A 26,749-nucleotide genomic window follows, 5' to 3' on the forward strand; every position below is an offset into this window, starting at 1 on the left:
ACGAATCGATGTCACGACGCAAGCTGTCCCTGTCCGCTCTGACGGTCCTCGAACTGACCCCCCCGCAGATGGTCGAGTGCGCGGCGCAGGCGGGCTACGATTTCGTCGGCCTGAGGCTGTTGCCCGCGACCGACACGGAAGTGCGCCACGAGATCGTCGGCGCGACGTCACTGAAGCGCGAGACGCTCGCGGCGCTGAAGGACACCGGCATCGGCGTGCTCGATGCCGAAATCCTGCGCCTGAAGCCCGACACGAACGTGGCCGATTACGAGCCGATGCTGGAAACCGCCGCCGAACTGGGCGCGCGCTATGTGCTCGTCGCGGGCAACGATCCTGATGAATCGCGCACCGCGGACCGGCTCGCGGCGCTCTGCGATATCGCGCAGCCGTATGGCCTGTCGCCGTCGCTCGAACCGATGCCGTGGACCGATGCGAAGGACATCGTGCAGGGCGCGCGCATCGTGACGGCGGCGGGGCGCGCGAACACGGGCCTGATCGTCGATCCGATTCATTTCGACCGCGCGGGTTCGTCGACGGAGACGCTGCGCGCGTTGCCGCGCGAGTGGTTCGGCTACGTGCAGTTCTGCGACGCATCCGCCGCGCGTCCCGCCGATCTCGACACACTCCTTTATCAGGCGCGCGCCGAACGCATGATTCCGGGCGAGGGCGGGCTCGATCTCGCGGGCATCCTGCGCGCGTTGCCGGACGATCTGCCGTTGTCGATCGAAGTGCCGATGAACGAATGGGCCAGGACTGCCAGCGCGCTGACGCGCGCGAAGCGGCTGCGCGAGGCGACGCTCGCGGTCGTTCAGGAGACTTACGCCGAACATTGACGCAGAGAGTTGAATTCCGAGGTGGAATCGTGTTCTCATTCCGAATCGGAACTTCCAGAGAATGAAAGATGGCAGGAAATCTTGAGCGCGCGTTGTCGATCATCGAGCTGCTGGCGAAAAACGGCGGGCGCATGCAGCTCGCCGCCATCGCCGATACGCTGAACATTCCGCGCAGCGGCACGCACCGCCTGCTCGCGATGCTGATCGACGAGGGCTATGTCCGTCAGGACGAGGATCACGGCGAGTACATGCTCGCGCTGAAACTCGTGTCGCTCGCGCTCATCTATTTGTCGACGGGCGGCGTGCTCGACGTGTCGCAGCCGGTCCTCGACCGGCTCGCAGCGCAGTCGGGCGAGCTGGCGCGGCTGGGCGTCGTCGAGGACGATCACATTACGTTCGTCGGCAAGGCGCAGGGCGCGAAATCGGGGTTGCGCTACGACCCGGACATGGGCAGTCAGCCGCCCTTGCATTGCACGGCGAGCGGGCAGGCGTGGTTGTCGTCGCTGACGGACGAGGAAGCGCTCGAACTCGTGTCGAAGCAGGGCGGTCTCGGCAAGCCCGGCGCGGGCGGGCCGAAGGCGCCGAAGACGATCCAGCAGTTTCTCGCGGATCTGCAGGCGGCGCGCAAGCGTGGCTACGGAATCGCGAGCGAGACTTATGAGGCCGGTATGACGTCGATGGCCGCGCCGATCCATCATCCGGTGACGGGTGTCGTCGTGGGCGTGGTGAGTCTCGCAGGACCGACGAGCCGCTTGCCCGAGGCGCGGCTGGAGGCGCTTGCGCCGGCGCTGCTCGAAGCGGCGTCGGATATGGGGGCGGCGACGTTGAGTTCGCCTTATTTCAAGCGGTCGGTGGTGAAGGTGGCGGAAGCGACGTAAAGGCCGTTTAGCGCTGCACGGAGTTGGCCGAATGGCCGAGATGACGCGGTGGAAACGCCTGCGTTATCATCGTTTTCATCATGAAACGAGACATTGACATGCCTACACCGCTCGATCCCATCGTGTCCGAGTTCGCCACTGTCGAAGAAGCGGAAGCTTATGACAAGTGGTTTCGGGCAAAAATTCAGGCCGCACGCGATAACCCCGGTCCGCTTATCCCGCACGATGAAGCGATGGCCCGCATTCGCAACAAGCTCCAGGCCAAAATCCGAGAGCACGAAAACAGGCGGAAGTAATGCTGCCTATTCGTTGGACCACGAAAGCGCTCGACAACCTGGAAGAACTGACCGAACACATCGCCGAAGACAGTCTATGGGCGGCCGTCGACATCTTCGAGCTGATTCAAAACTGTGTCATCCCCGCCGCAACTCATCCTTACCTCTTTCGTCCGGGGCGCGTCGCGGGAACGCGGGAGATCGTCGCCCATCCCAACTACATCGTCGTCTATGAAATCGTCGATGGCTGGGTTCAGGTCATGGGCGTCGTTCATGCGCGACGGCAGTATCCGAGATAATTCGCTGAGATTCGATTTCCTTGCGCCATGATTCACGGCGCAAGGAAATCAGGAGTCGTCCGGGCTTGCCCCTCCTGCACTATCCTCCAAAGATCAAGCCTTCACGAGGCCGATCATGAACGCAGCGTCCGTCGGCGCAGCTTTGCGCGAGGTCGGTGACCTACCGTCGCCGCGCGGTCTGCCTTTGCTCGGCAATCTGCATCAGTTGCCGCCCGCCACGCACCATCTGACGCTCGAACGCTGGGCCGCCGAGCTCGGCACGCCCTACGTTTTCCGCTTCGCGACGACGCCCGTCACGGTCTGGAGCGACGTCGAGCTGTCGCACGCGGTGATGCGCGAGCGGCCGTATCGCTATCGCCGCTATGCGCCCATCGAAAACATCCTGAAGGAATTCGGTTGCAATGGACTCTTCTCGATCGAAGGGGCCGCGTGGGAGCCGCAGCGCCGTCTCGTGATGCAGGCGCTTTCGATTCCTCATATCAAGGCGTTCTATCCGACGCTCGCCGCGATCACCGAACGTCTGCGCATGCGCTGGGAACGCGCGGCGCGCAACGGGCGCGTCGTCGACATGACCGATGATCTGAAGCGCTTCACCGTCGACGTGACGAGCGCGCTCGCCTTCGGCGAAGATCCGAACACGCTGGAAAACGAGCGCGTGCTGATCCAGGAGCAACTGGCCATGCTTCTGCCGATGCTGATGACGCGCGTGAACGCGCCGTTCGCGTACTGGCATTACGTGAAGTTTCCGCGCGACCGCAAGTTCGACGAGGCGATGAACGATGTGCATCGTCACATCCGCGAGTTGATGTCGCGCGCGCGGGCACGCATGCGTGAGGAAGCCGCGATCGAAGCCTGCGAAACGCCGCCGCGCAACCTGCTCGAAGCGATGCTCGCCCTGCGCGATGCCCCCGGCTCCGGCATCACCGACGACGAAGTCGCCGCCAACGTACTGACGATGCTCGTCGCGGGCGAGGAGACGACGGCGACGAGCATCGCATGGGCGCTGCTCTTTCTCGGCACCGACGACGCATTGCAGACGCGCGTCGCAGCCGATGCGCGGCGCGTGCTCGGCGCTTCGGCCGTGTGCCCGAACTACGCCGCAATGCGCGAACTGGACCTGTGCGAAGCGGTCTGCACCGAAGCGAGCCGTCTGCATCCTGTCGCGCCGTATCTGTCGTTCGAGCCGCTCGAGGAAGTACGGCTTCAGAACGTGCGTTTGCCCGCCGGCACGAAGATGTTCATGCTGAACCGGCCCGCGATGATGGACCCGGACAATTATGCCGATCCGCAACGCTACGATCCGGATCGATGGCTGCACGAGCATCGGCAAGCGCAGGCTGCGCCGCCCGAAGGCACGGCGCAGCGTGGCGCGCACGAGCCGCGCGCCTATCTGCAATTCGGCGCGGGTCCGCGCGTGTGTCCGGGGCGGCATCTGGCGGCGGTCGAAATGCGGCTCGTCGTGTCGATGCTCACGGCCAACTTCACCGCGCAACTCGCGACGAACCCCGCCGATATCCACGAAATCTGCACGTTCACCGCCGTGCCGAGCGAAATGCCGATGCGCCTGGCCTTGCGATAGCCGCGTTCAGGCCGCCGGCACGTCGCCGCCCGTCGCCATCCACAGCACTTCGGCGTCTTCCACGCTCGTCGAGATGGCCGCGTGACCGGTGCGGCTGTCGAAGTAGATGCTGTCGCCAGCGTTCAGATGCGTCGGCGCGTAGAGTTCCGAATAAAGGCACACACTGCCGCTGATCACGTAGAGAAATTCTTCGCCTTCGTGGCGGCCCCAGTCATCGAACGCGTCGAGCGTGTGTGCGGAGATGCGGATGCGAAACGGCAGCATCGCCTTGTGCGCGAGTTCAGTGGCGAGCAGTTCCATCTGATAGCCGCGATAGGCGTGCCGCTGACCCTCGTCGCGGCGCGTGAGCGCGCGCCGTCCGCTCGCGCTGGGCGCGGGCGCGGTGCCGAACAGCTCGGCCAGATCGATCTGCAAGCCGCGGACGATTTTCTGCAGCACGTCGAAGGTCGGCGACATCAACCCGTTCTCGATCTTCGACAACGCCGAGCGCGACACGCCGCACATGCGGCTCGCGGTTTCGAGCGTCAGATCGTGCGCGAGGCGCGCGCGTTTCACCCGGCGGCCGAGATCGGCGGCGGACTGATCGGGCGGCTGTTTCGTGCTGAGACTGGACATAGGAAAGTGTCGGAGGAAGCTTTTTTGTTTCCGATCATAACATCGCGCGAACCGAGGACCGGCATCGCAAAACAGGCTCAAAACAAGGCGAATCTACCGCCGGAAAAGGACGAACGCATTGGTGACAACCCCGATATCGTCCACTGTTGTGGCCGGCGACGGCTGCGCGTATAGTCTCCAGACTTACGAAAGTTTCTTATAAGAAACTTCGATCCGTAGAACGAACCCGTTTCGAAGGACATCACCGTGAACGCACAATCGATTCTTACCGACCTCGGCATCGCGAGCCTCGTGTCCGACGGCGACATGGCCGTCACATCCCCGATCACCGGCGAAGTCATCGGCCGGGTAAAGCAAAACACCACCGAAGATGTCGACGCCGCGCTCGGCGCCGCGCGCACCGCGATTGCCGAGTGGCGCAACGTGCCCGCGCCGCGCCGTGGCGAGCTCGTGCGCCTGCTCGGCAATCGGCTGCGCGAGAAGAAGGAGGCGCTCGGCCGCCTGGTGTCGCTCGAAGCGGGCAAGATTCTTCAGGAAGGCCTCGGCGAAGTGCAGGAAATGATCGATATCTGCGATTTCGCCGTCGGCCTCTCGCGTCAGTTGTATGGTCTGACGATCGCGTCCGAACGCCCGGGCCATCGCATGGCGGAAACGTGGCATCCGTACGGCGTATGCACGATCATCTCGGCGTTCAATTTCCCGGTCGCGGTATGGTCGTGGAACGCGGCGCTCGCGCTCGTCTGCGGCAATGCGGTCGTGTGGAAGCCTTCCGAGAAAACGCCGCTCACCGCGCTCGCGGTCGATCGCATTTTGCGCGACGTCATCGATGAATTCGGTTCCGCGCCTGCGGGCCTCGCGTCGGTGATCATCGGCGGGCGCGATGTCGGCGCGGCGCTCGTCGCGGACAAGCGCTCCGATATCGTCAGCGCGACGGGCAGCACGGAAATGGGCCGCAAGGTCGGCGTCGCGGTCGCGCAGCGGTTCGGCCGCTCGATTCTCGAACTCGGCGGCAACAACGCGGGCATCGTCTCGCAGACGGCCAATCGCGATCTCGCGCTGCGCGGCATTCTGTTCTCGGCGGTCGGCACGGCGGGGCAGCGCTGCACGTCGCTGCGGCGTCTGTTCGTGCACGAAAGCATCTACGACGAAACCGTCGCGCGCCTGAAAGATCTTTACGCGAAAGTGCCCGTCGGCAATCCGCTGGAGCAGGGCGTGCTGATGGGCCCGCTCATCGACGTGCAGGCCTTTGCGCGCATGCAGGACGCGCTGGAGCAGGCGAAGGGCGAGGGCGGCAAGGTGTCCGGCGGCGAGCGCGTTGCCGTGAAGGGCCATGAAAACGGCTACTACGTGCGCCCGGCGCTGGTCGAAATGCCGTCGCAAACGGAAGTGGTGCTGAAGGAGACGTTCGCGCCGATCCTCTACGTGATGCGCTACGCCGATTTCGATGAAGCCATCGCCGCGAACAACGCCAGCGCGCACGGCCTGTCGTCGTGCGCGTTCACGACCGACCTGCGCGAAGCGGAGCGCTTTCTGTCCGCGTCGGGCAGCGACTGCGGCATCGCCAACGTGAATATCGGGCCGAGCGGGGCGGAAATCGGCGGCGCGTTCGGCGGCGAGAAGGAAACGGGCGGCGGCCGCGAATCGGGCTCGGATGCGTGGAAGGCCTATATGCGCCGCGCGACCAATACGATCAACTATTCGTCGGAATTGCCGCTGGCGCAGGGCATCGACTTCAATCTGAGCTGAGGGTGACGTGACATCCAGCGTTGTCATCGTCGGTGGCGGGGTAATCGGCAGTTCGGTCGCGTATTTTCTGCGCGCGTCGGATCCGACAGTGCAGGTGACGGTGATCGAGCGCGATCCGACTTATGCGCGTTCGTCGTCGGCGCTGTCGGCGGCGTCGATCCGGCAGCAGTTCTCCACGCCGCTTTCCGTGCGTATGTCGCTGTTCGGCATCGACTTTCTTCGTTCGATCGGCGAGCGGCTCGAAGTGAATGGCGAACGGCCGTCGATCGATCTGCATGAAGGCGGCTATCTGTTCCTCGCAACCGCGGCGGGCGCGGACACGCTGCGCGACAACCACGCGCTGCAACGCGAACTCGGCGCGGACATCAGCCTGCTCGATCCCGCTCAACTGCGCGCGCGCTTTCCGTGGCTCAACACGGAAGACCTCGCGGCGGGCGCGTTCGGCGAAAGCGGCGAAGGCTGGTTCGATGGCTACGGTCTCGTGCAGGCGTTGCGCCGCAAGGCGCAGTCGCTCGGAGCGCGCTATGTGCCGACGGAAGTGGTCGGCATCGATTGCGATGCGCATCGCGCGACGGCCGTGCGCGCGGCCAACGGCGAAACCTATTCGTGCGATGTCGTCGTGAACGCGGCGGGCGCATGGTCGCGCAGCGTCGCGGCGATGCTCGGCATCGACATCCCGGTGTATGCGCGGCGGCGCAGCATCTTCAACGTGTCGTCGCCGGCGAAGCTCGAGCGCGCGCCGTTGCTGATCGATCCGAGCGGCGTCTATTTCCGGCCCGAGGGGCGCACGTATCTGTGCGGCACGTCGCCATCGGCGGATCACGATCCCGACGACCTGCCGCTCGACGAAGTCGACCATGCGCTCTTCGACGACGTGATCTGGCCGACGCTCGCGCATCGCGTGCCGGCGTTCGAGGCGCTGCGGGTCGAGCGCTGCTGGTCAGGTTATTACGAGTACAACGTGCTCGACCAGAACGCGATCATCGGCTGTCATCCCGACATCGACAATTGCATTTTCGCGAATGGATTCAGCGGTCACGGCCTGCAACAGGGTCCGGCGACGGGGCGCGGCGTGAGCGAATTGATTTTGCGTGGACGTTACGAAACGCTGGATTTATCGCCGCTGGACTGGACGCGCGTATTGGAAGGGCGGCCGATCATCGAAAAGAATGTCGTATAACTGTTAGAAGACCCGCACAAAGCAAATCCATAATCGATCATTTAAGTCAGCCCGGTTCCGTACCGGGCATTTTTTTGGCTACTAAACAGATGAGCGGATTGATACCGGTCCGGTTTGCGTTTCGAACGGGCATTCTTATCATCATCGTCATGCAATCGGGCCGCGTCCATCAATGTAATCCACTAGGGCCAGCCGCCCTTAAGAGGCGCATTCTGGAACCATCAGACGCTTTTCGCGCTTCAACCGATAGGAGACGAACATGGAAGCCAGTACGAGCGCGCACTTCTACGCCTGGATCGACGACGGTGAAATCCCGCCGGACACGAGCGTGCATGTATCGCACCGTTCCAGCCAGGTATCCGCCGCGCCGGAATATGTCGCCGAGATTTGCGGGCGTTTTGGAAAAACCGAGGAGGAAAAAAACTCCTGTGTAATTCGCGGATATAACTGACGCACTAACGTAGTGTTGCGCGCGTGACACGGTTTGTCGCGGCGCACTTAAAACGCGTACCAGGATACGCATTACGCGATTCATGACGAGACTTCATGAAACGCGTAATGCCGGTTGATTTGGATCGGCATTGTAAATGTTGTGTGCGTTATCAAACGGAAATGCGTTGTTAATCGGCATTCCGCAAAACAAGCCCGCCCTGCGCGGGTTTTTTCATGCGTGGCGCGCTTCGCAGTCTTTGCTCGTCTCGGCGGCGCGCGCCCGCCGATGGCACAATCGCTCGCTGACGCAGGCAAATCAGGAGCAAAGGTGGCGAATCTGGATCTGGACAATCCGTTTCTCGAAGCGCTCGGCGCGACCTTCACGGAATGGCGCGCGGGCTATGCCGAATTCCTGATGCCGATCCACGCGGGGCACCTCAACCGCCAGCGCATCCTGCAAGGCGGCGCGATCGCCACGCTGCTGGACGCGGCCTGCGGCTACGCGGGCCTTTTCACGACGGGCGCGACGCCCGTGCACGGCTTCACGCTCTCGCTCACCGTGAACTATCTCGATCGCGGCATCGGCGACAAGGTCGTCGCGAAAGGTTTTCTGGAGCGGCAGGGACGCTCCGTATACTTCGCGCGCGGCGAGGCGTGGGTCGACGATCGCGTGATGATCGCGAGCGCGCAGGGCACCTTCAAGTACGCGCGCTGAGCGCGGCACGCCCGACGATGGCTACGCGAAATCTCCTCAGACGGCTCGATCTCACGACGCTGCAGCTCTTTCTCGCCGTGTTCGAGGAAGGCACGCTGACGCGCGCGGCGGAACGCGAAGCGATCGCAGTATCGGCGGCCAGCAAGCGGCTCCTCGAACTGGAGCAGGCGGTGGGCGCGGTGCTGTTCGAGCGCAAGGCGCGCGGCATGGCTTTGACGCCGGCCGGCGAAACGCTGCTGCATCACGCGCGGCGCGTGTTGCGCGACGTCGAGAACATCGGCATCGAACTGGCGGAGCATGCGAGCGGCGTGCGCGGCTATGTGCGAATGATGGCGAACCTGTCGGCGATCGTCGAATTCCTGCCGGAAGACCTGCGCGCGTTTCTCTCCGTGCACGATCTGATCAAGATCGATCTGGAGGAGCGGCCGAGCGGCGGCATCGTGGAGGGCGTGGCCGACAGTCTCGTCGATCTCGGCATCTGCTCCGGCGATGCCGATACGCGCGGTCTCGAAACTGCGCACTATCGGCACGACCGGCTTTGCATCGTGACGCCGGGCGATCATCCGCTCGCGCATCGCGACAGTGTGGCGTTCGCGGACACGCTCGAATTCGATCATATCGGTCTGCATTCGGCGAGCTCGATCAACATGCGTACGCATCTCGCGGCGCGGCAGGCGGGGCGGGCGCTGCGGCTGCGCATCCATGTGCCGGGATTCGATGCCGTTTGCCGGATGGTGCAGGCGGGGATGGGGGTCGGAGTGCTGCCGCAGCAGGTGTTCGAGGCGATGGGGCGTCAGTTGGGCCTTGCCGCCGTGCCGCTCGATGAGGAATGGGCCGCGCGCAGTCTCGTGATCGTGGTGCGCGATTCGGGCGCGCTTTCGCCCGTGAGCCGGCTGTTGTTCGATCATCTGCGGACCATCGAAGCGCGCACCTAGCTTTCAGCAGTGCGACGAGCGTTCGCGTTTCACGAACGATCCTTGCCGAAATGCGGTTGGACGCACCCCAGCGTTCGCCAATAAGCTTGTTTCCACGATATTCAGACGGAGACAAGCAACATGAGCGGACCCCTTCAGGGCATTCGCGTGATCGAAATCGGCACCCTCATCGCCGCGCCTTTCGCCGCGCGCATGCTGGCCGAGTTCGGCGCGGAAGTCATCAAGATCGAAACGCCCAACGGCGGCGACCCGTTGCGCAAATGGCGCAAGCTCCACGAGGGCACCTCGCTCTGGTGGTATCTGCAATCGCGCAACAAGAAGTCGGTCTGCGTGAACCTCAAGTCCCCCGAAGGCGCGGATGTCATCAAGCGTCTCGCCGCAGACGCCGACATCGTCATCGAAAACATGCGCCCCGGCGCGCTCGAAAAGCTCGGCCTCGGCTGGGACGTGCTGCACGCGATCAATCCGAAGCTCACGATGGTCCGCATCTCCGGTTACGGTCAGACCGGCCCGTACCGCGATCGTCCGGGCTTCGGCGCGATCGGCGAGGCGATGGGCGGCATCCGCTACACGACCGGCGACGCCGAAGGACTGCCCGCGCGCGTCGGCGTGAGTCTCGGCGATTCGCTGGCGTCGCTGCATGGCGTGATCGGTGCGCTGATGTCGGTGTTGCGCGTGAAGACCGGACAGGGCGATGGCCAGGTGGTCGACGTGTCGCTCGTCGAAAGCGTCTTCAATCTGATGGAAAGCCTCGTGCCCGAATACGACCTGCTCGGTCACGTGCGCGAGCGCAGCGGCGGGGCGCTGCCGGGCATCGCGCCATCGAACACGTATCGCACGGAAGACGGCGGTTTCGTCGTGATCGCGGGCAATAGCGACCCGATCTACAAACGCCTGATGAACCTGATCGGCCGCGCCGATCTCGCCGACGATCCCGCGCTCGCCCACAACGACGGCCGCGTGAAGCAGAGCGCGATGCTCGACGAAGCGATCACCGCATGGACTTCGCATCACGCGATGGACGACGTGCTCGCGATTCTCGAGCGCGAGGAAGTGCCTGCGGGGCGCATCTACTCGGTCGCGGACATCGTCGACGATGCGCACTATCAAGCGCGCGACATGCTGCTGCGGGCGGATTTGCCGGGCGGCGCGACGGTAAAGATGCCGGGCATCGTGCCGAAACTCTCCGATACGCCCGGCGAAGTGCGCTGGCAAGGTCCGGCGCTCGGCGAGCACACGCAAGCGGTGCTGGAATCCCTCGGCTTTAACGCCGATGACGTGCAACGGCTGCGCGCCGAAGGAGCCGTGCAATGAATGACGCATACAGCGAAGCGCTGATCGTTCAGGAAGTCGCGCCGCGCGACGGCTTGCAGATCGAAAAGCAATGGGTCGAGACGGAAGACAAGATCGCGCTGATCGACGGCCTCTCGGCGTGCGGATTCACGCGCATCGAGGCGGGCTCGTTCGTATCGCCCAAGGCGATTCCCGCGCTGCGCGACGGCGATGCGGTGTTCAACGGCATCCGGCGCGGCCAGGGCGTGATCTATGTTGCGCTCGTGCCGAACGTGAAGGGCGCCGAACGCGCGCTCGCCGCCAGCGCCGACGAACTGAACCTCGTGATGTCCGCGAGCCAGACGCACAACGGCGCCAACATGCGGATGAGCTGCGAGTCGTCGCTGGCTGGTTTCGGCGATATCGTGCGGCTCGTTCAGGACGCGCCCTATCGGGTTTCGCTGAACGCAACCGTCGCCACGGCGTTCGGCTGTCCGTTCGAAGGGCGCATCGACGAGGATCGCGTGGTGTCGATCGCGCGGACCTATCGCGAGATGGGCATCGCCGGCATCACGCTCGCCGATACGACCGGCATGGCGAATCCGCGTCAGGTCGCGAGGCTCGTCGCGCGCGTGCTCGAATACGTGCCATCCGCTGACCTGACGCTGCATTTCCACAACACGCGCGGCCTCGGTCTCGCCAACGTGCTCGCCGCCTACGACGCGGGCGCGCGCCGTTTCGACGCCGCGCTCGGCGGTCTCGGCGGCTGTCCGTTCGCGCCGGGCGCATCGGGAAACATCTGCACCGAAGACCTCGTGAACCTGTGCGACGAGATGCGCATTCCGACGGGCGTCGATCTGCAGAAGCTGATCGCGCTGTCGCGCACGTTGCCCGCGCTCGTCGGACATGAAGTATCGGGACAAGTCGCGAAGGCGGGACGCAATTGCGATCTGCATCCGGTGCCCGAGTACGCGCGGGCCATCTGAACCACGACACCAGAACAATTATTGGAGACAACCATGAGCGATCTAAGCGTAGGCACGGCAGACAAGCCGCAGGCTTTCCAGAACACCGCGGACATTATTCGCAAGGTGGCGTGGCGGCTGATGCCGCTCATCATGCTGTGCTATCTCTTCGCGTTCTTCGACCGCATCAACATCAGCTTCGCGAAATTTCAGCTACAAAGCTCGCTCGGCTTTTCCGACACGGCCTACGGTCTCGGCGCGAGCCTTTTCGTGATCGGCTATGTGATCTTCGAAGTGCCGAGCAACATGCTGCTGTACAAGGTGGGCGCGCGCCGCTGGATCGCGCGCATCATGATTTCGTGGGGCATCGCGACCGCGCTGATGGTCTTCGTGCAGACGGAATGGCAGTTCTACGGGCTGCGCTTCATCATCGGCGCGATGGAAGCGGGCTTCGCGCCGGGAGTGCTGTACTACCTGACGCTGTGGTTTCCGGCGAGCTATCGCGGACGCATCACGTCGCTGCTGTTTCTCGCGTCGGCGTTCTCGGGACTCGTGGGCGCGCCGCTTTCCGGCCTAGTGCTCGGCCATATGGACGGCGTGTTCGGCATTGCAGGCTGGCACTGGCTGTTCCTGCTCGGCGGCCTGCCGTGCATACTGCTCGGCGTGCTGGTGCTGAAGGTGCTGAAGGACCGCATCGATGACGCCACGTGGCTCACGGGCGCGGAGAAGACGTACCTGAAGAGCCAGATTTCGACGCAAAGCCAGCACACGGACACGGGCCATTCGCTGTTCGGCGCGATCAAGACGCCCGGCTTTCTGATGCTCGGCCTGATCTACTTCCTGATTCAGATCGCGTCGTACGGGCTGAACTTCTGGGCGCCGCATCTGATCCGAGCGGCGGGCACGCAGAATCCGACGATCATCGGTCTGCTGACGGCGGTGCCGTACATCTGCGGCGCGATCTGCATGGTGGTGGTCGGCCGCATGTCGGACCGATCGGGCGAGCGTCGCAAGTTCGTCGCGACGCTGCTCGTGATGGCGGCGGTCGGCTTCTTCGCGGCGGGCATCTTCGACAAGCAGACGACGCTGCTCATCGCCGCGCTCGGCGTGATGGGCGCGGGCGTGATCGCATCGATCCCGGCGTTCTGGGCGCTGCCGCCGAAGCTTTTGACCGGCGCTGGCGCGGCGGGCGGCATCGCGTTGATCAACACGCTGGGGCAACTGGGCGGCATCGTCAGCCCGGTGATGGTGGGCCGGATTCGCGACACGATGGGCAGCACGACGCCCGCGCTGTATGCGATCGGCGCGATGAGCGTGCTGTGTGCGCTGTTGTTGCTGTTCGGGCTGCCGCAATCGCTCAGGCAGCGCGATCATTCGGAGCATCAGGCCTGACGCGACGGCTGCTTCGAATGTAAAAGCGCACGGCGGAATTTCTTCCGCCGTGCGCTTTTTACCTCATGCGTCGGGCTTCAACCCTTCCACGTCCACTCGCGAATCTCATCGCGGTCGATGCCTTCCTCATGCGCGTACCGCACGCTCTCGATAATCTGATTCTTGAGCCATTCCTTCGTGTGCGCGCTGCTGCCCGCGATGCGCGGCACCCGGTCGATCACGTCGATCGCGAGCGTATAGCGGTCCACGCCATTGATGATCGCGAGCTCGAACGGCGTGTTGATATTGCCGCGCTCGCGATAGCCGTGCACGTGCATGTTCGCGTGGTTCGTGCGGTTGTAGGTGAGCTTGTGCACGAGCGATGCATACGAATGGAAGTTGAAGATCACCGGCTTGTCGCGCGTGAAGATCGAATCGAAATCGCGATGCGAAAGCCCATGCGGATGTTCGGTGTCCGGCAATAGCCTGAACAGGTCCACCACGTTGACGAAACGGATCTTCAGATCGGCGCAGTTCGCCTTGAGGATTTCGACGGCGGCGAGCGCTTCCATCGTGGCGATATCGCCCGCGCACGCGATCACGACGTCCGGCTCCTGGCCCTGATCGGTCGACGCCCAGTCCCAGATGCCGATGCCCTTCGCGCAATGCACGATGGCGTCGCGCATGCTCAGATACTGCAAATGCGGCTGCTTGTCCGCGACGATCACGTTGACGTAATCACGCGAACGCAGGCAATGGTCCGCCACGCTCAGCAGGCAGTTCGCATCCGGCGGCAGATAGATGCGTACGACGCCCGGACTCTTGTTCGTGACCACATCGAGAAAACCGGGGTCCTGATGCGTGAAGCCGTTGTGATCCTGCCGCCACACGAGCGACGTGATGAGCAGGTTGATCGACGGCACCGGCTTGCGCCAGTCCAGCTCGGTCTTGGCCTTTTCGAGCCATTTCGCGTGCTGGTTGAACATCGAGTCGATCACGTGCACAAAGGCTTCGTAGGTCGCGAAGAGGCCGTGGCGGCCCGTCAGCACGTAACCTTCGAACCAGCCTTCGAGCGTGTGTTCGGAGAGCATCTCCATCACGCGGCCATCGATGGACAACGCGCCGCCGTCCGCGTCTTCGGGCAGCGTCTGCGCGAGCCAGCGTTTGCCCGACGCTTCGTACACGCCATCGAGCTTGTTGCTCGCGGTCTCGTCCGGGCCGAAGAGACGGAAGCTCGTCATGTTGCGGCGGATCACCTCGCGCAGGAAGATGGCGAGCACCGCGGTCGGCGATTGATAGACGTTCGCGGCGCGCTTGAACTCGAACGCGTAATCGCGGATGTCCGGCATGTCGAGCGATTGCCGCAACAGGCCGCCGTTCGCGTGCGGATTCGCGCTGATGCGTCGCGTGCCCTCGGGCGCGAGCGCGCGCAACGATTCGACCAGGCGGCCGTCTTCATCGAACAGGGTTTCGGGCTGGTAGCTGCGCAGCCACTTTTCCAGCAACGCGAGGTTGCGATGGTTGCTGGCGGGATCGGCGATCGGCACCTGATGTGAACGCCAGAAATCCTCGACCTTGTGACCATCGACTTCCTTCGGGCCGGTCCAGCCTTTCGGCGTGCGCAGGACGATCATGGGCCAGCGCGGGCGCGTCACGTTGTCCGGATGCGCGCGCGCGTCCGCCTGAATCGCGCGGATATCGGCGATGCAGCGTTCGAGCGTCGCGGCCATGCGCTGGTGCATCGCTTCGGGCTCGTCGCCTTCGACGAAATGCGGCGCGTAGCCGTAGCCCTTGAAGAGCGCTTCGAGCTCGTCGTGCGGAATGCGCGCGAGGATCGTCGGATTGGCGATCTTGTAGCCGTTCAGATGGAGGATCGGCAGCACCGCGCCGTCGGTCGCGGGATTGAGGAACTTGTTCGAATGCCACGACGTGGCGAGCGGGCCGGTTTCCGCCTCGCCGTCGCCGACGACCGTCGCGACGATCAGATCAGGATTGTCGAACGCCGCGCCGAACGCATGCGAGAGGCTATAGCCGAGCTCGCCGCCTTCGTGAATCGATCCCGGCGTCTCCGGCGTGCAATGCGAGCCGATGCCGCCCGGCGACGAAAACGCGCGAAAGAGCCTGAGCATGCCGCGCTCGTCGGCGCTGCGGTCGGGATAGATTTCCGAATAGTGGCCTTCGAGCCAGGAGTTGGCGAGCGTCGCGGGCGCGCCGTGGCCCGGACCGGAAACGAACAGCACGTTGAGATCGTCGCGCCGGATCAGGCGGTTCAGATGCACCCACACGAACGACTGGCCCGGGTCCGAACCCCAATGGCCGAGCAGACGCCGCTTGATGTGCCCGGGCTGGAGCGGCTCGCGCAGCAGCGGATTCGCGCGCAGGTAGATCATGCCGACCGAGAGATAGTTGCAGGCACGCCAGTAGGCATCGATCCTTGCGAGCAGATCGGGGTCGAGAGGCATCGGCGGGGCGGTCGTGGCGGTGACGTCGTCGTTCAATTGCTTCTCCTTCGAGTGAGAGGATTGGTCGAGCGTCGTGCGCGGGATCGAATCCCGCGCGTGTGTCAATGATCGGAGGTGTTTGTGGCGTTTTGGTTGCAGGGCGCGCGCGACGCGCAGCGGAATATCTTATCGGCGATCCTGCGATGAATGAGCCGGGTGCGTCACTCCATCGCGCTTTGGCGGAGGTCGTAATCCATCAGCAGCGCGCGGTTGTCCTGCCACATGCCGACATAGTGGACCATGAAGCTGTCCGGACGGCGGTAGATCCACGGCGTGTTGATGTCGATGAATGACGACACTTTCAGGTCCGGCCGTTCCTCGAACGCGCGGATGAAGTAGTGCTGATCGCCACGGCTCGCGTAGACATTCGACTTGTCTTCCAGCTTCGCGCACTCATCGATCACGCGGGCAAACGCGTCATAGTTTTGCTGATTGCACTGAAAACCCATGATGCCGGAGTTGAAGTCCCACGTTCCCATGTCGCGCGCGAGGACGGTTTCGCGCCCGTGCGTGAATGGTTCGAGCCGCTGGTTCATGTCGTTGATGAGCACGTCTGCGTCGAGCCAGAACACCCATTGATGATTCGGCAGATATTCGCGCAGCAGCGCGGCCTTGAACCAGTTGCCGGCGGTCTTGCCGTCGTTCAGACGCGCCGGAATGTCGCGATGAACGTAAAGCGTGTAGCCCTGACGCTCGCAGTAGCGCCTCAAGTTGGCCTCGGCGATACGTCCGTAACGCGTGATGTTCGGCGTATAAAGCGTGACGATCGCGATCGGCCGGTGCGGCTGGTAGACGTTGTGCGTTTCAGTTTCGCGCACGCCGGTGTCGGTCAGCGTGAGATAGGGCAGGCGGCGCACCTGGCATTCGTTGATGTGCTCGACGAGCGCCGTACGAAACCGCCGATGCTGTTTTTCGTCGCGAATGCTGATGGAGAACACCTGCCACGATGCCCAGACGCTTTCGAGGTTGGTCGCGGCCGGAATGACGACGTACGCATCGCCGATGCGATGCTGTTGCGGGCATGCGTCGAAAGCATGCAGTAGTTCCCCCTCGCGTTCGGGCAGCACGACCCCGAAACGGCAACGGCTGACGAGATCCGCGACCTTCTCACGGACCGTCTGCGTGTTGCGGAACATGAGGACGTCGGTTTGCGGCAAATCGGAATCGCTGCAAGTAAGGAGCCAGTCGCGGCCAGCCATGAGGTCGGGCAAGGGCATCGACCGCAGAATGGCTGCGTTCTCGCTCAGCAGCATCACGATTTCGTTGGATTGGGCCTGTTCGAGTTGGCGCAGGAGCGTTTCGTACTTGTAGACCCAGCGGATTTCGTTGCTGCTGCCGGACAGATCGGAAAGGTCGATCTCGACGTGCCGGTAAGCGTGCTCGCGCGCGTAGTGGCGATGGTTGATGAGCGCGGCGGGCGCGCGGTCGAACAGAAGGCTGATGACGATCATGAAATCTGCGGGTGAATGGAAATTGCGCTTCGGCGGATGCCGCATCGACGCGCGGAGGCACGTCCAGACAGGCGAACCTCCAAGCATCGCCGGAACAACGCATTGTTCAGATGGGAACTGTCCTAAAACCGCATGCAATACGCCGTTTCTCAAGCGCTCATAGAATGTCGAATGACCCGAAAATCCGCTTCCGCGACTGACGCCCTGCAGGGCTTCCATCCCGCTGTCGCCGGCTGGTTCCGTGCGCGCTTTGCCGCGCCGACCGCCGCGCAGGCGCGCGCGTGGCCGCTCGTCCACGCGCGCCGCTCGACACTCGTTGCCGCGCCGACGGGCTCGGGCAAGACGCTCACCGCGTTTCTCGCGGCCATCGACGAACTCGTGCGCGACGGCATCGCGCTCGGCGGGGCGCTGCCGGACGAGACGCGCGTGGTGTATGTGTCGCCGCTGAAGGCGCTGTCGAACGACATTCCTGTGAATCTGGAGGCGCCGCTCGCGGGCATCGCGCAGACGCTGCGGGATGCCGGCGTGGCCGCGCCCGAGATTCGGGCGGCCGTGCGTACCGGCGACACGACGCAGCAGGAACGCAACGCGGTCAAAAAGCGGCCGCCGCACATTCTCGTGACGACGCCGGAATCGCTCTACGTGCTGCTTTGCTCCGATTCGGGCCGCGCGATGCTTTCGACCACGCGTACCGTGATCGTCGACGAAATTCACGCCGTCGCGGGCAGCAAGCGCGGCTCGCACCTGAGCCTGTCGCTCGCGCGGCTCGACGCGCTGTGCGAGGACGCGGGCGGGCGGCGTCCGGTGCGCGTCGGACTGTCGGCGACGCAAAAGCCTGTCGAACTCGTCGCGAAGTTTCTCGTCGGCGACCATGAATCGTGCGAAATCGTCGATGTCGGCCATGTCCGCGCGCGCGATCTCGCGCTCGAAATCCCGCCCATGCCGCTCGAAGCGATCATGTCGAACGACATGTGGGAGCGCGTCTACGACCGGCTCGCCGAACTGTCCGCGCAGCATCGCACGACGCTCGTCTTCGTCAACACGCGCCGCATGGCCGAGCGCGCGGCGCGGCATCTGACCGAGCGCCTCGGCAAGGAAGCGGTCGCGGCGCACCACGGCAGCCTCGCGCGCGAGCATCGGCTGGAGGCGGAGCAGCGGTTGAAGCGCGGCGAATTGCGGGTGCTGATCGCCACCGCTTCGCTGGAACTGGGCATCGATATCGGCGATGTCGATCTCGTCTGCCAGATCGGTTCGCCCGGCTCGATCGGCGGGTTTTTGCAGCGCGTCGGCCGTTCGGGGCATCAGGTCGGCGGCGTGCCGAAAGGGCGGCTTTTTCCGACCTCGCGCGACGATCTGATCGAATGCGCGGCACTGCTCGACTGCGTGCGGCGCGGCGAACTCGACGCACTGACGATCCCGCGCGCGCCGCTCGACGTGCTCGCGCAGCAGATCACCGCCGAAGTCGCGTGCCGCGAGTGGGGCGAGGACGAGCTTTTCGAGCGCATCACGCGCGCGTTTCCGTACGCGACGCTCGACCGCGCGCATTACGACGCCGTGCTGCGCACGCTCGCGGAAGGCTACACGGGGCGTCAGGGCGTGCGCGCCGCGTATGTGCATCGCGATGCCGTCTCGCGCACGCTGCGCGGCCGGCGCGGCGGCAAGCTGACGGCGGTGACCTCGGGCGGCGCAATCCCCGACAACGCCGACTTCGCCGTGATCCTCGAACCGCAGGGCTTGCAGATCGGCACGGTGAACGAGGATTTCGCCGTCGAGAGCCTCGCGGGCGATATCTTCCAGCTCGGCAATACGTCGTACCGGATCATGCGCGTGGAAGGCGGGCGCGTGCGCGTCGAGAACGCCAACGGCCAGCCGCCGAATATCCCGTTCTGGCTCGGCGAAGCGCCGGGCCGCAGCGACGAGCTTTCTCACGCGATCGCACGGCTGCGCGGCGAGACGGACGCGCGGCTCGCGCAAGGCAGCGTCGACGAAACCATCGCGTGGCTCGCGCAGGCGTGCGGCATCGGCGTGGAGGCGGCGCGGCAGATCGTCGATTATCTGGCGCGTTCACGCGCTGCGCTGACGGTGCTGCCGACACAGGACACGCTCGTCATGGAGCGTTTCTTCGACGAATCCGGCGGCACGCAACTCGTCATCCATGCGCCGTTCGGCAGTCGCGTGAACCGCGCGTGGGGTCTCGCGCTGCGCAAGCGCTTTTGCCGCACGTTCAATTTCGAGTTGCAGGCGGCCGCCACCGAGGACGCGATCGTGCTGTCGCTGACGGGCAGCCACAGCTTCGCGCTCGACGAGGTGTGGCGCTATCTGAAATCGGCGACGGCGGAACATGTGCTGATTCAGGCCTTGCTCGACGCGCCGTTGTTCGGCGTGCGCTGGCGCTGGAACGCGACCAATGCGCTCGCGCTGCCGCGCTACACGGGCGGGCGCAGGGTCGCGCCGCAACTGCAGCGCATGAAAAGCGAGGATCTGCTCGCGGCGGTGTTTCCGGATCAGGTCGCATGCGCCGAGAATCTCGCGGGCGAGCGCGACGTGCCGGCGCATCCGCTCGTCGAGCAGACCATCGACGATTGCCTGCACGACGCGATGGACAGCGACGGCTGGCTCGCACTGCTGCGACGCATCGAAGCGGGCGATGTGCGGCTCGTCACGCGCGAACTGCCCGCGCCGTCGCCGCTCGCCGCCGAAATCCTGTCGGCGAAGCCGTACGCATTCCTCGACGATGCGCCGCTCGAAGAGCGCCGCACGCAGGCCGTGCTCGCGCGCCGCTGGAGCGATCCGCAATCGGCGGACGATCTCGGCGCGCTCGATCTCGAAGCGATCGCGAGCGTGCGCGAGGAAGCGTGGCCCGAAGTCACGAGCGCCGATGAAATGCACGAGGCGCTGACGACGCTCGCCTGCATCGCCGAAGCAGAAGCGCAGCGCAGCCCGCAATGGATGGCGTGGCTCGACGCCCTGGCGCAATCGGGCCGCGCAGCCCGATTGCAGATCGCGGAGCACGACGCGCTGTGGACGCCCGTCGAGCGGCTCGCCTGCGCGCGCGCCGTCTACGAGCACGCGCCGATGCATCCGCCGCTGCACCCGCCGCCTGGCTTCGACGAAGCCTGGGCGCCCGACGACGCGCTCGTCGAAGTCGTGCGCGCGCGGCTATCGGGCTTCGGGCCGCTGACGGTGCCGGAGATCGCGCGGCCGCTCGCGCTGCCGGCATCGGCGATCGCGCTCGCGTTGACGCGGCTCGAAACGCAGGGCTATGTGATGCGCGGACGGTTCACGCCGGGCGCGCAGGTCGAGCAATGGTGCGAGCGGCATTTGCTTGCGCGGATTCATCGCTATACGGTGCGGCGGCTGCGTCGCGAGATCGAACCGGTCGAGCGGCAGGATTTCATGCGCTTCCTGCTCGAATGGCAGCGCGTCGCGCCCGACGCGCACGGCGAAGGCCGCGATGCGCTCGGCGCCGTGCTCGAACAGCTCGAAGGCTTCGAGGCGCCGGCCGTCGCGTGGGAAGACGAGATTCTGCCGGCGCGCATCGCCGACTATTCGGGGAGCTGGCTCGACGAGCTCTGCCGCGCAGGCAAGCTCGTGTGGACGCGCCCCGCGGGACGTTCACGCGCGGCGGGCGGTCCGGTGCGCGGCACGCCGATCGTGCTGCTGCCGCGCCGTCATCTCGAAGCGTGGAACGCGCTCATGTCCGCCGATGAAGCGCCACGTCTCTCATCGCGCGCCGAGCGCGTCTTCGACGCGCTGAACACCCACGGCGCGATGTTCTTCGACGAACTCCTCGCCGATGCGCGTCTGCTGCGCACGGAACTCGAAGATGCGCTCGGCGAGCTGGTATCGCTCGGGCTCGTCAATGCGGATAGTTTCGCGGGCCTGCGCGCGCTGCTCGCGCCGGCGGCGAAACGCAACGCCTTTGCGCGCCGTCCACGGCGCGGCGGCCTCTTCATCGGAGGAATGGACGACGCGGGGCGCTGGGCGCTTCTGCGCCGCGCGAAGCACGACGACGCGCGCGGGGAAAGCGACATCGAGCATGTCGCGCTGACGTTGCTGCGGCGCTATGGCGTCGTGTTCTGGCGTCTGCTGGAGCGCGAAGCGCAATGGCTGCCGCCGTGGCGCGACCTGCTGCGCGTGTATCACCGGCTGGAAGCGCGCGGCGAGATTCGCGGCGGGCGCTTCGTCGCCGGACTGGCGGGCGAGCAGTTCGCGCTGCCCGACGCGGTGCCGCTACTGCGCGACATGCGCAAGCGGCCGAAGGACGGCGTGCTCGTCGCGCTCTCGGCGGTCGATCCGCTCAATCTCGTCGGCACGCTGCTGCCGGGTGAGAAGGTGCCGGCGCTCGCGGGCAATCGCGTGCTGTATCTCGATGGCGTGCCGGTTGGCGCGGTGATCGCGGGCAAGACGCGTTATTTCGGCGATGTCGAAGGGGAAGGGCGCGAGCGCGTGCGTCTCGCGCTCGTCAAGCGCTCGGCGCGTTCGCTCGGGAGTTCGGTGGCAGGCGGGATGACGGGCGCCGGCGTGCCGGCGCGCCATTGAAACTGCGAGCGTTATTTCACGATTTTGGTCGTGAAGGGTCCGGTCGGTGCGGCCGGCACGTCTTTCACCGGCACGCCGGGATAGTCGACGACACGGTTCGTGGCCGAAGCCGGACGGATGCGAAACCTGGCACGCAAGCCATCGCGCGCGCCGCCGATTATCGTATGCATCGCCTGCCGGTCGAGTTCGACGCTGTCGGCGAGGTCCCTGATCTTGATGACGGCCATGAGTGCTTCCTCCAGAGTGGGGAGTCGCGGTTGAGTATAGACCCATGCAACGGTCGGAAAACGCCAATGGCGGCAAAAGGCGCATGCCTTCTGCCGCAAGGACGTTCGCGTCTGATTATGCGAAACGCGTGCCAGCCGCCGCGCGCATTTGAAGAAGCGCCGTAACGCGATGATTTGTCTGGGTTTTATCCGATCGCGAGCGCGCGTCGGCGAATGACTGCGCCGTTGTTTCGCCAACACATCGAATCGATGTGTCGGTCTCCGAACGACATGTGCGCGATACCGCTCATGATCGAAAACGCCATTTGCGAAAGCTTCATGCGGAGGCTAGTATCGAACGAGCACCGGGGTTTTGTTACGACAAGTGAGTTGTCGATCGATTTGGAGCCGCGTCGCGTCGCACAGATGACAAGTTTTGCGCAAGCGATTCGTACATATAGGGGCGACGGCGGGTCGCGCGACGAGTTCTTTGCGGGAGTGGACGGCGCATTGGCGACCGAGCAGACTCCGGCCAAGCGACTCATGGAGATCCTCGAAGAGGAGCACGCGGCGCGACCATTGCCGCCGGACATCTATGCGGCCGTGCGCCGCCGCATCGAGCATGGGGCGCGCATGCGTTCCGAAGCCGATTCAGCCACCGGCCCCGTGAACCTCGACGAAACGCGCCTGCAAACCTCGCCGGGCTTCTCGCCGCCGGCTTCGCGCGATCCGAGCAGCGGCACCGGCAGCCAGGCGACGCAGGTGATCGTCGATCACAATCAGAAGATGAAGGGCGTCGGCGACACGCTCAACAGCCGCTTCGTGCTGGAAGAGTGTCTCGGCATCGGCGGCATGGGCACGGTGTACAAGGCGCTCGACCTGCGCAAGCTGGAAGCGTCGGATCGACGTCCGTACGTCGCCATCAAGGTGCTCAATCTTCAGTTCCGCGGCAATCCGAACTCGCTGATTGCGTTGCAGCGCGAGGCGCGCAAGGCGCAGCAGCTCGCGCACCGGAACATCGTCACTGTCTACGATTTCGATCGCGACGGTCAGGTCGTCTATCTGACGATGGAATATTTGTCCGGACAGCCGCTCTCGCGATTGCTTCGGAACCCGAATTTCAAGGGCATGCCGTTTCCGGAAGTCTTCCCGATCTTCAAGGGCATGGCCAACGCGCTCGCCTACGCGCACGAGCGCGGCTTCGTACACTGCGATTTCAAGCCCGCCAACGTGTTTCTGACCGACACGTCGGAAGTGAAGGTGATCGATTTCGGCATTTCGCGCGTGATTCAGCGTCCCGAGGAGGAGTCCGAGGCGACCGTGTTCGATCCCGGCAGCCTCGGCGCGATGACGCCCGCCTACGCAAGCCCGGAAATGATGGAGCATCGCGAGCCCGATCCGCGCGACGACATCTACGCGCTCGCCTGCATCACTTATGAACTGCTGACGGGCAAACACCCGTTCGACCGCGTGCCCGCGCTGCAGGCGAAGGCCGCGGGCATGAAGCCGCAGCGCCCGGAACATCTCGGCAGCAAGCAGTGGAAAGCGCTGAAGGCGGCGCTCGCGTTCGAGCGCGAGGCGCGCACGCCGGCCGTCGCGCAATTTCTCGACGAGATCAGCGAGGAGAACGCCGCGTCGCCGGCCGGCCGCAAGGCGAAGAAGAGCGCCGGGCCGAAGATCGCGATCGGTGCAGCGGTGATCGCGGCGCTATTGATCGCGGGCGGCGGCTACTACTTCTACGACCAGTCGAAAGGCGGCGAGGAAACCGCGCGCGAGGCGCCGCCCCGGCCGTCTGAAGGAAGCGCCACGGGCGCGGTCACGCCGCATACGCCCGGCGCCCCTGCGGCACCCGTTTCCACGGTGGCCGTTACGCCCGCGGTGCCCGCCACGCCTGTTCCCGAACTCACGACCGCCGCCGTCACGCCCGTGCTCGCGAGCGTGCCGTGCTCGGCGCTCGTCGCGTCGGTGCATGATCAGACCGTCGACGTGCAGGGTTTCGTATCGCAGAAATATGGTCTCGCGCGGCTGAAGGATGCGCTCGGCCGCGTGCCCGGCGTGAAAACGACGAACTTCGGCGTGCAGCAGGTCGCCGACGACAAATGCGATCTGCTCAAGGTGTTCGGCCCGTTCTGGACGGCCAACCGGCAGTCGGGCAGGCCTGCGTCGGTGCACACGCGTTCGCGCGCGACGCACCTCACGGACGGCGATCCGCTGATCGTCGATCTGATGACGCCCGCGTTCGAGTCCTACGTCTACGTCGATTACTACATGCTCGACGGCAGCGTGGTGCATCTCGTGCCCAATGCGCGCTCGCGCGACAACCAGGCGCCGGCGAACTACACGGCGACCATCGGGACGATGGGCGATTGGGTCGTCGGCAAGCCGTTCGGCTCGGAGATGATCGTGCTGACGGTCGCGCCCGCGCCGCTCTTCGATGCGCCGCGTCCGGACAGCGAGGCCAAGCCGGAATATCTGCGCGCCGTCGAGAAGCGCCTTGCGGCGCTCGCGGGCAAATACGGCCGCGACCACGTGGCCGTCGATATCTTCCAGATCACCACGCAGGGCAAGAAGTAAGGGCGCTCAAGGCTTGACGCCGCAGGCGAGCACGCAAGGCATCGGTACGAGCAACTCGCCATGTTGCGAATAAGCCTTCACGCGCGTTTTCACTTCCTGCTCGATCAACGCGAGCGCGCTTCTCGATTGCGCGCGCAGTAGCGCCGCCATCCGCACGCCGCCATGCGTCAGCCCGTCGAGCGGCGTTTCCGGCAATACGAGATGCCAAATCTGCTCGACTTCATCGGCGCGCGCGGCGGCAAAGCCCGCTTCCGTCAGCACGCGCACGCATTCTTCGGGATCGCTGAAGCGGAAGAAGGGCGGCGAGGGCGGCAGACCGACATCGGGCTTGCCGTGAAGCTGGATCGCGTCGAGCACCATGCCGAAGCCGACCGCACGCTCGGGCCGCGCCCACGCGGTGAACGCGATGCGTCCGCCCTGGCGCAGCACGCGCGCCGCTTCTTCGAGCGCCCGTTCCGGCTCGGGAAAATGCAGCATGCCGAAACTGATCCCGACGGCATCGAAACTTTCGGCGTCGAAGGGCAAACGATCGGCGCTCGCGATCTGAAACTCGATCTCGGGATGGAACTGGCGCGCATGCGCGATCATCGACGTGGAGAAATCGACGGCCGTCGCGGTCGCGCCGCGCTCGATCGCCGCCGCGGCGAGATTGCCGGGCCCGGCCGCGACATCGAGCATGCGCGTGCCGGGAACGATGCCGAGCGCATCCAGCAACGCCGGATGCGACTGGACAGTAAGCCTTCCGAAATAATCCTCGTAGAACTGGGCAGCATGCTCCCAGCCGTTCTTCTCGAACGCCGCGAATTCGTCGAATTGCATGACGTACCTCCGCTCGCCGCTTCGCGCGGCTTGGGCCAAAGCCGGAGGCCGGGTCTCGCGAAAGACGCGCGAGACTAGGTCTTGGGCTTCTCGATGGAAGCTTTCAGCTCTCTCAGGGCGTCTTCCATGCGCTTGCTGACGAGCGCATAGGCTTCGGCCTGAGTTTGCTGGGTCGTGCGCGCGATGTCCTGCATGTCGGTGAGAGCGTTGTGCAGCGCGCGTTGCACGACTTCATTGGCGTTGAACGGCGGCTGAGTGGACGTGGTGGCGAATTGTTTGGCGATGGATTCGAGGTCGCTCAAGGTCCGGCGCAGGATTTCGACTTGTTTGTCGCGCAACGCTTCCATGCCGCCGAACGCGACGCGATTGGTCGCCGCGAGCGCTTCGACATCCTTGCGCCGCGATTCCATGATGGACGTGACGTCGAACCCCGGAAGCTGGTACTGCTGGAACATGGCGGCGAACTGGCTGAACGGATCGCTGAAATTTTGATTCATCGTGCCTCCCCAGGGGTTCTTGCGGTCGAATAAGAGCCACTCTTGCGGGCAAAAGGCGAGGAATGGCCCGGGCAGCATGTACCGTCGCGCGCAATCATGCCAACGCGCGGCCGGCACCTGATACTACCAATATAAGCCGTGGAGATGGGGCAAGGGAAAACACCAGAACGCGCGCTCGTTCTGGTTGATGCAGGTCAAGTCGGACTCCGCCACGCGGGCGACCATGAATCATGGCGGCGCACTATCGGCACGCGCGCGGGAGAACATCATGATCAGGGGTGAAGGGCGCATCGTCGCGGCCTTGGGCGCCGTGTTCGTCTCGCTGGGCGGCATTCATGCGGCGCTGCGCGGCCTGCTCTTCGACGAGACGGCGGTGATGTACTACGGCGTGCTCGCGATTCTCATCGGGGCCGCGTCGTTCGTCGTGATGCTCACACCACTGCCGAGCGACGAGCCCTGACGATTCCTCGGGCCGATCAACTGTCCGTCTCTCCGGCGAAGACGCTGTGCTCCGCCTTGGTCTGTTCGCGGTCGATGCACTGCACGTGCCAGCGTCCGGTGCTCTTCAGACCCGCCCCGTCCGCATACCAGAGCACGCGTCCCGCGAGACCTTCGCACGGGCCGTCCGGCGCGTCGAAATCGAGGCGTTCCAGCACGCAGATCGGATCTTCGACGTGCTGGCCGCAGATCATCGTTCCGTTCGATCCTGAGCGCAGGCCGCCCCAGTCCGGCACTTCGACGGCCTGGTGGCCCTCGCGCGACCAGCGGCGGGTTTCCTTGTCGAGCCACAGGATGGCGTAGGCCGCCGACTGAGCGTCTTCGAAGCCATCCAGCTTGACTGTGATACGCATGTCATCCTCCATGAAACGATTCGATGGACGAGACGCTCAGCACTTTCGCACCGGCCATGAGCGTTCTCGATGAATGGCGGCTTTCGCCACGCGTATTGTTAAGGCGTTACGGCGCGGCCCGTTAAGGCCGCGATCAGAGATTCGAACAGTGTGCGACAGATAAGTTTAATCGCACCATATGTAATGGGTTCCATCGACGACGCGTTGCAGGAC

23 protein-coding genes are annotated in these 26,749 nt (G+C 64.7%); 16 read left to right on the forward strand and 7 right to left on the reverse strand.

Annotated elements, in window-relative coordinates; all coding sequences use genetic code 11:
- Positions 1-8 precede the first annotated feature (8 nt).
- The 5 genes from NK8_RS17530 to NK8_RS17550 all read left to right on the forward strand — a co-directional run bounded on the left by NK8_RS17530 (position 9) and on the right by NK8_RS17550 (position 3,864).
- A complete protein-coding gene (locus tag NK8_RS17530; RefSeq protein ID WP_213230250.1) occupies positions 9-833 on the forward strand; it encodes a sugar phosphate isomerase/epimerase in 825 nt (274 codons plus the stop codon).
- Between the two features lie 68 nt (positions 834-901).
- Positions 902-1,711, forward strand: a complete 810-nt coding sequence (locus tag NK8_RS17535) for an IclR family transcriptional regulator (protein WP_162067371.1) — start codon at positions 902-904, stop codon at positions 1,709-1,711.
- Between the two features lie 98 nt (positions 1,712-1,809).
- Entirely contained in the window at positions 1,810-2,007 is a 198-nt protein-coding gene (locus NK8_RS17540) for a stability determinant (RefSeq protein ID WP_213230252.1), read from the forward strand.
- On the forward strand, positions 2,007-2,285 hold the full coding sequence (locus tag NK8_RS17545) for a type II toxin-antitoxin system RelE/ParE family toxin (RefSeq protein ID WP_213230254.1): 279 nt from the start codon (positions 2,007-2,009) through the stop codon (positions 2,283-2,285). Before NK8_RS17540 ends, NK8_RS17545 begins: the two co-directional genes overlap by 1 nt.
- Positions 2,286-2,400: 115 nt before the next feature.
- Positions 2,401-3,864 carry a cytochrome P450 gene (locus NK8_RS17550; RefSeq protein WP_213230256.1) on the forward strand — a complete coding sequence of 488 codons (1,464 nt, stop codon included), beginning with the start codon at positions 2,401-2,403 and terminating at the stop codon, positions 3,862-3,864.
- Between the two features lie 6 nt (positions 3,865-3,870).
- On the opposite strand, the gene NK8_RS17555 is transcribed toward NK8_RS17550, so the two are convergent.
- A complete protein-coding gene (locus NK8_RS17555) occupies positions 3,871-4,479 on the reverse strand; it encodes a helix-turn-helix domain-containing protein (RefSeq protein ID WP_162067375.1) in 609 nt (202 codons plus the stop codon).
- Between the two features lie 246 nt (positions 4,480-4,725).
- On the opposite strand from NK8_RS17555, the gene NK8_RS17560 reads away from it, so the two are divergent.
- The 8 genes from NK8_RS17560 (at position 4,726) to NK8_RS17595 (ending at position 13,116) form a co-directional block, all read left to right on the forward strand.
- On the forward strand, positions 4,726-6,225 hold the full coding sequence (locus tag NK8_RS17560) for an aldehyde dehydrogenase family protein (RefSeq protein WP_213230257.1): 1,500 nt from the start codon (positions 4,726-4,728) through the stop codon (positions 6,223-6,225).
- Positions 6,226-6,232: 7 nt separating this feature from the next.
- Positions 6,233-7,405: an FAD-binding oxidoreductase gene (locus NK8_RS17565; RefSeq protein WP_213230258.1), complete on the forward strand. Its 1,173-nt coding sequence runs from the start codon at positions 6,233-6,235 to the stop codon at positions 7,403-7,405.
- Between the two features lie 259 nt (positions 7,406-7,664).
- Positions 7,665-7,856 carry a hypothetical protein gene (locus tag NK8_RS17570; RefSeq protein WP_061174709.1) on the forward strand — a complete coding sequence of 64 codons (192 nt, stop codon included), beginning with the start codon at positions 7,665-7,667 and terminating at the stop codon, positions 7,854-7,856.
- Positions 7,857-8,165: 309 nt separating this feature from the next.
- Positions 8,166-8,552, forward strand: coding sequence for a PaaI family thioesterase (locus NK8_RS17575; protein ID WP_162067378.1), 387 nt, complete (start codon positions 8,166-8,168; stop codon positions 8,550-8,552).
- 17 nt (positions 8,553-8,569) lie between these two features.
- A complete protein-coding gene (locus NK8_RS17580; protein ID WP_213230259.1) occupies positions 8,570-9,487 on the forward strand; it encodes a LysR family transcriptional regulator in 918 nt (305 codons plus the stop codon).
- A gap of 120 nt (positions 9,488-9,607) precedes the next feature.
- Complete coding sequence (locus NK8_RS17585; RefSeq protein ID WP_213230260.1) at positions 9,608-10,801, forward strand: CaiB/BaiF CoA-transferase family protein; 1,194 nt, start codon at positions 9,608-9,610, stop codon at positions 10,799-10,801.
- Positions 10,798-11,745 (forward strand): hydroxymethylglutaryl-CoA lyase, encoded by a 948-nt coding sequence (locus tag NK8_RS17590; RefSeq protein ID WP_213230261.1) that lies wholly within the window; start codon positions 10,798-10,800, stop codon positions 11,743-11,745. The genes NK8_RS17585 and NK8_RS17590 overlap by 4 nt, the downstream gene beginning before the upstream one ends.
- Before the next feature lie 33 nt (positions 11,746-11,778).
- Positions 11,779-13,116, forward strand: a complete 1,338-nt coding sequence (locus NK8_RS17595) for an MFS transporter (protein WP_162067382.1) — start codon at positions 11,779-11,781, stop codon at positions 13,114-13,116.
- Between the two features lie 77 nt (positions 13,117-13,193).
- On the opposite strand, the gene NK8_RS17600 is transcribed toward NK8_RS17595, so the two are convergent.
- Entirely contained in the window at positions 13,194-15,557 is a 2,364-nt protein-coding gene (locus NK8_RS17600; RefSeq protein ID WP_213230399.1) for a phosphoketolase, read from the reverse strand.
- Between the two features lie 200 nt (positions 15,558-15,757).
- Entirely contained in the window at positions 15,758-17,047 is a 1,290-nt protein-coding gene (locus NK8_RS17605; RefSeq protein WP_213230262.1) for a hypothetical protein, read from the reverse strand.
- 171 nt (positions 17,048-17,218) lie between these two features.
- Between NK8_RS17605 and NK8_RS17610 the strand changes: the two genes are divergently transcribed.
- The gene (locus NK8_RS17610) at positions 17,219-21,589 is read left to right on the forward strand and encodes a DEAD/DEAH box helicase (protein ID WP_213230264.1); all 4,371 of its coding nucleotides are present in this window, start codon (positions 17,219-17,221) and stop codon (positions 21,587-21,589) included.
- 11 nt (positions 21,590-21,600) lie between these two features.
- On the opposite strand, the gene NK8_RS17615 is transcribed toward NK8_RS17610, so the two are convergent.
- Positions 21,601-21,816: a hypothetical protein gene (locus NK8_RS17615; RefSeq protein WP_213230266.1), complete on the reverse strand. Its 216-nt coding sequence runs from the start codon at positions 21,814-21,816 to the stop codon at positions 21,601-21,603.
- Between the two features lie 405 nt (positions 21,817-22,221).
- Here NK8_RS17615 and NK8_RS17620 point away from each other — a divergent pair, with 405 nt between their 5' ends.
- Positions 22,222-24,369, forward strand: coding sequence for a serine/threonine-protein kinase (locus tag NK8_RS17620; RefSeq protein ID WP_162067386.1), 2,148 nt, complete (start codon positions 22,222-22,224; stop codon positions 24,367-24,369).
- A gap of 6 nt (positions 24,370-24,375) precedes the next feature.
- On the opposite strand, the gene NK8_RS17625 is transcribed toward NK8_RS17620, so the two are convergent.
- Positions 24,376-25,188: a class I SAM-dependent methyltransferase gene (locus NK8_RS17625; RefSeq protein ID WP_213230268.1), complete on the reverse strand. Its 813-nt coding sequence runs from the start codon at positions 25,186-25,188 to the stop codon at positions 24,376-24,378.
- Between the two features lie 74 nt (positions 25,189-25,262).
- Positions 25,263-25,685: a phasin family protein gene (phaP, locus tag NK8_RS17630; RefSeq protein ID WP_162068225.1), complete on the reverse strand. Its 423-nt coding sequence runs from the start codon at positions 25,683-25,685 to the stop codon at positions 25,263-25,265.
- Positions 25,686-25,953: 268 nt separating this feature from the next.
- Here phaP and NK8_RS17635 point away from each other — a divergent pair, with 268 nt between their 5' ends.
- Positions 25,954-26,145 (forward strand): DUF2964 family protein, encoded by a 192-nt coding sequence (locus tag NK8_RS17635; protein ID WP_061174955.1) that lies wholly within the window; start codon positions 25,954-25,956, stop codon positions 26,143-26,145.
- A gap of 16 nt (positions 26,146-26,161) precedes the next feature.
- On the opposite strand, the gene NK8_RS17640 is transcribed toward NK8_RS17635, so the two are convergent.
- Positions 26,162-26,536: a DUF3564 family protein gene (locus tag NK8_RS17640; protein WP_225936323.1), complete on the reverse strand. Its 375-nt coding sequence runs from the start codon at positions 26,534-26,536 to the stop codon at positions 26,162-26,164.
- Positions 26,537-26,749: the final 213 nt, after the last annotated feature.

It is taken from the genome of Caballeronia sp. NK8, from assembly GCF_018408855.1.
Taxonomy (GTDB): Bacteria; Pseudomonadota; Gammaproteobacteria; order Burkholderiales; family Burkholderiaceae; genus Caballeronia.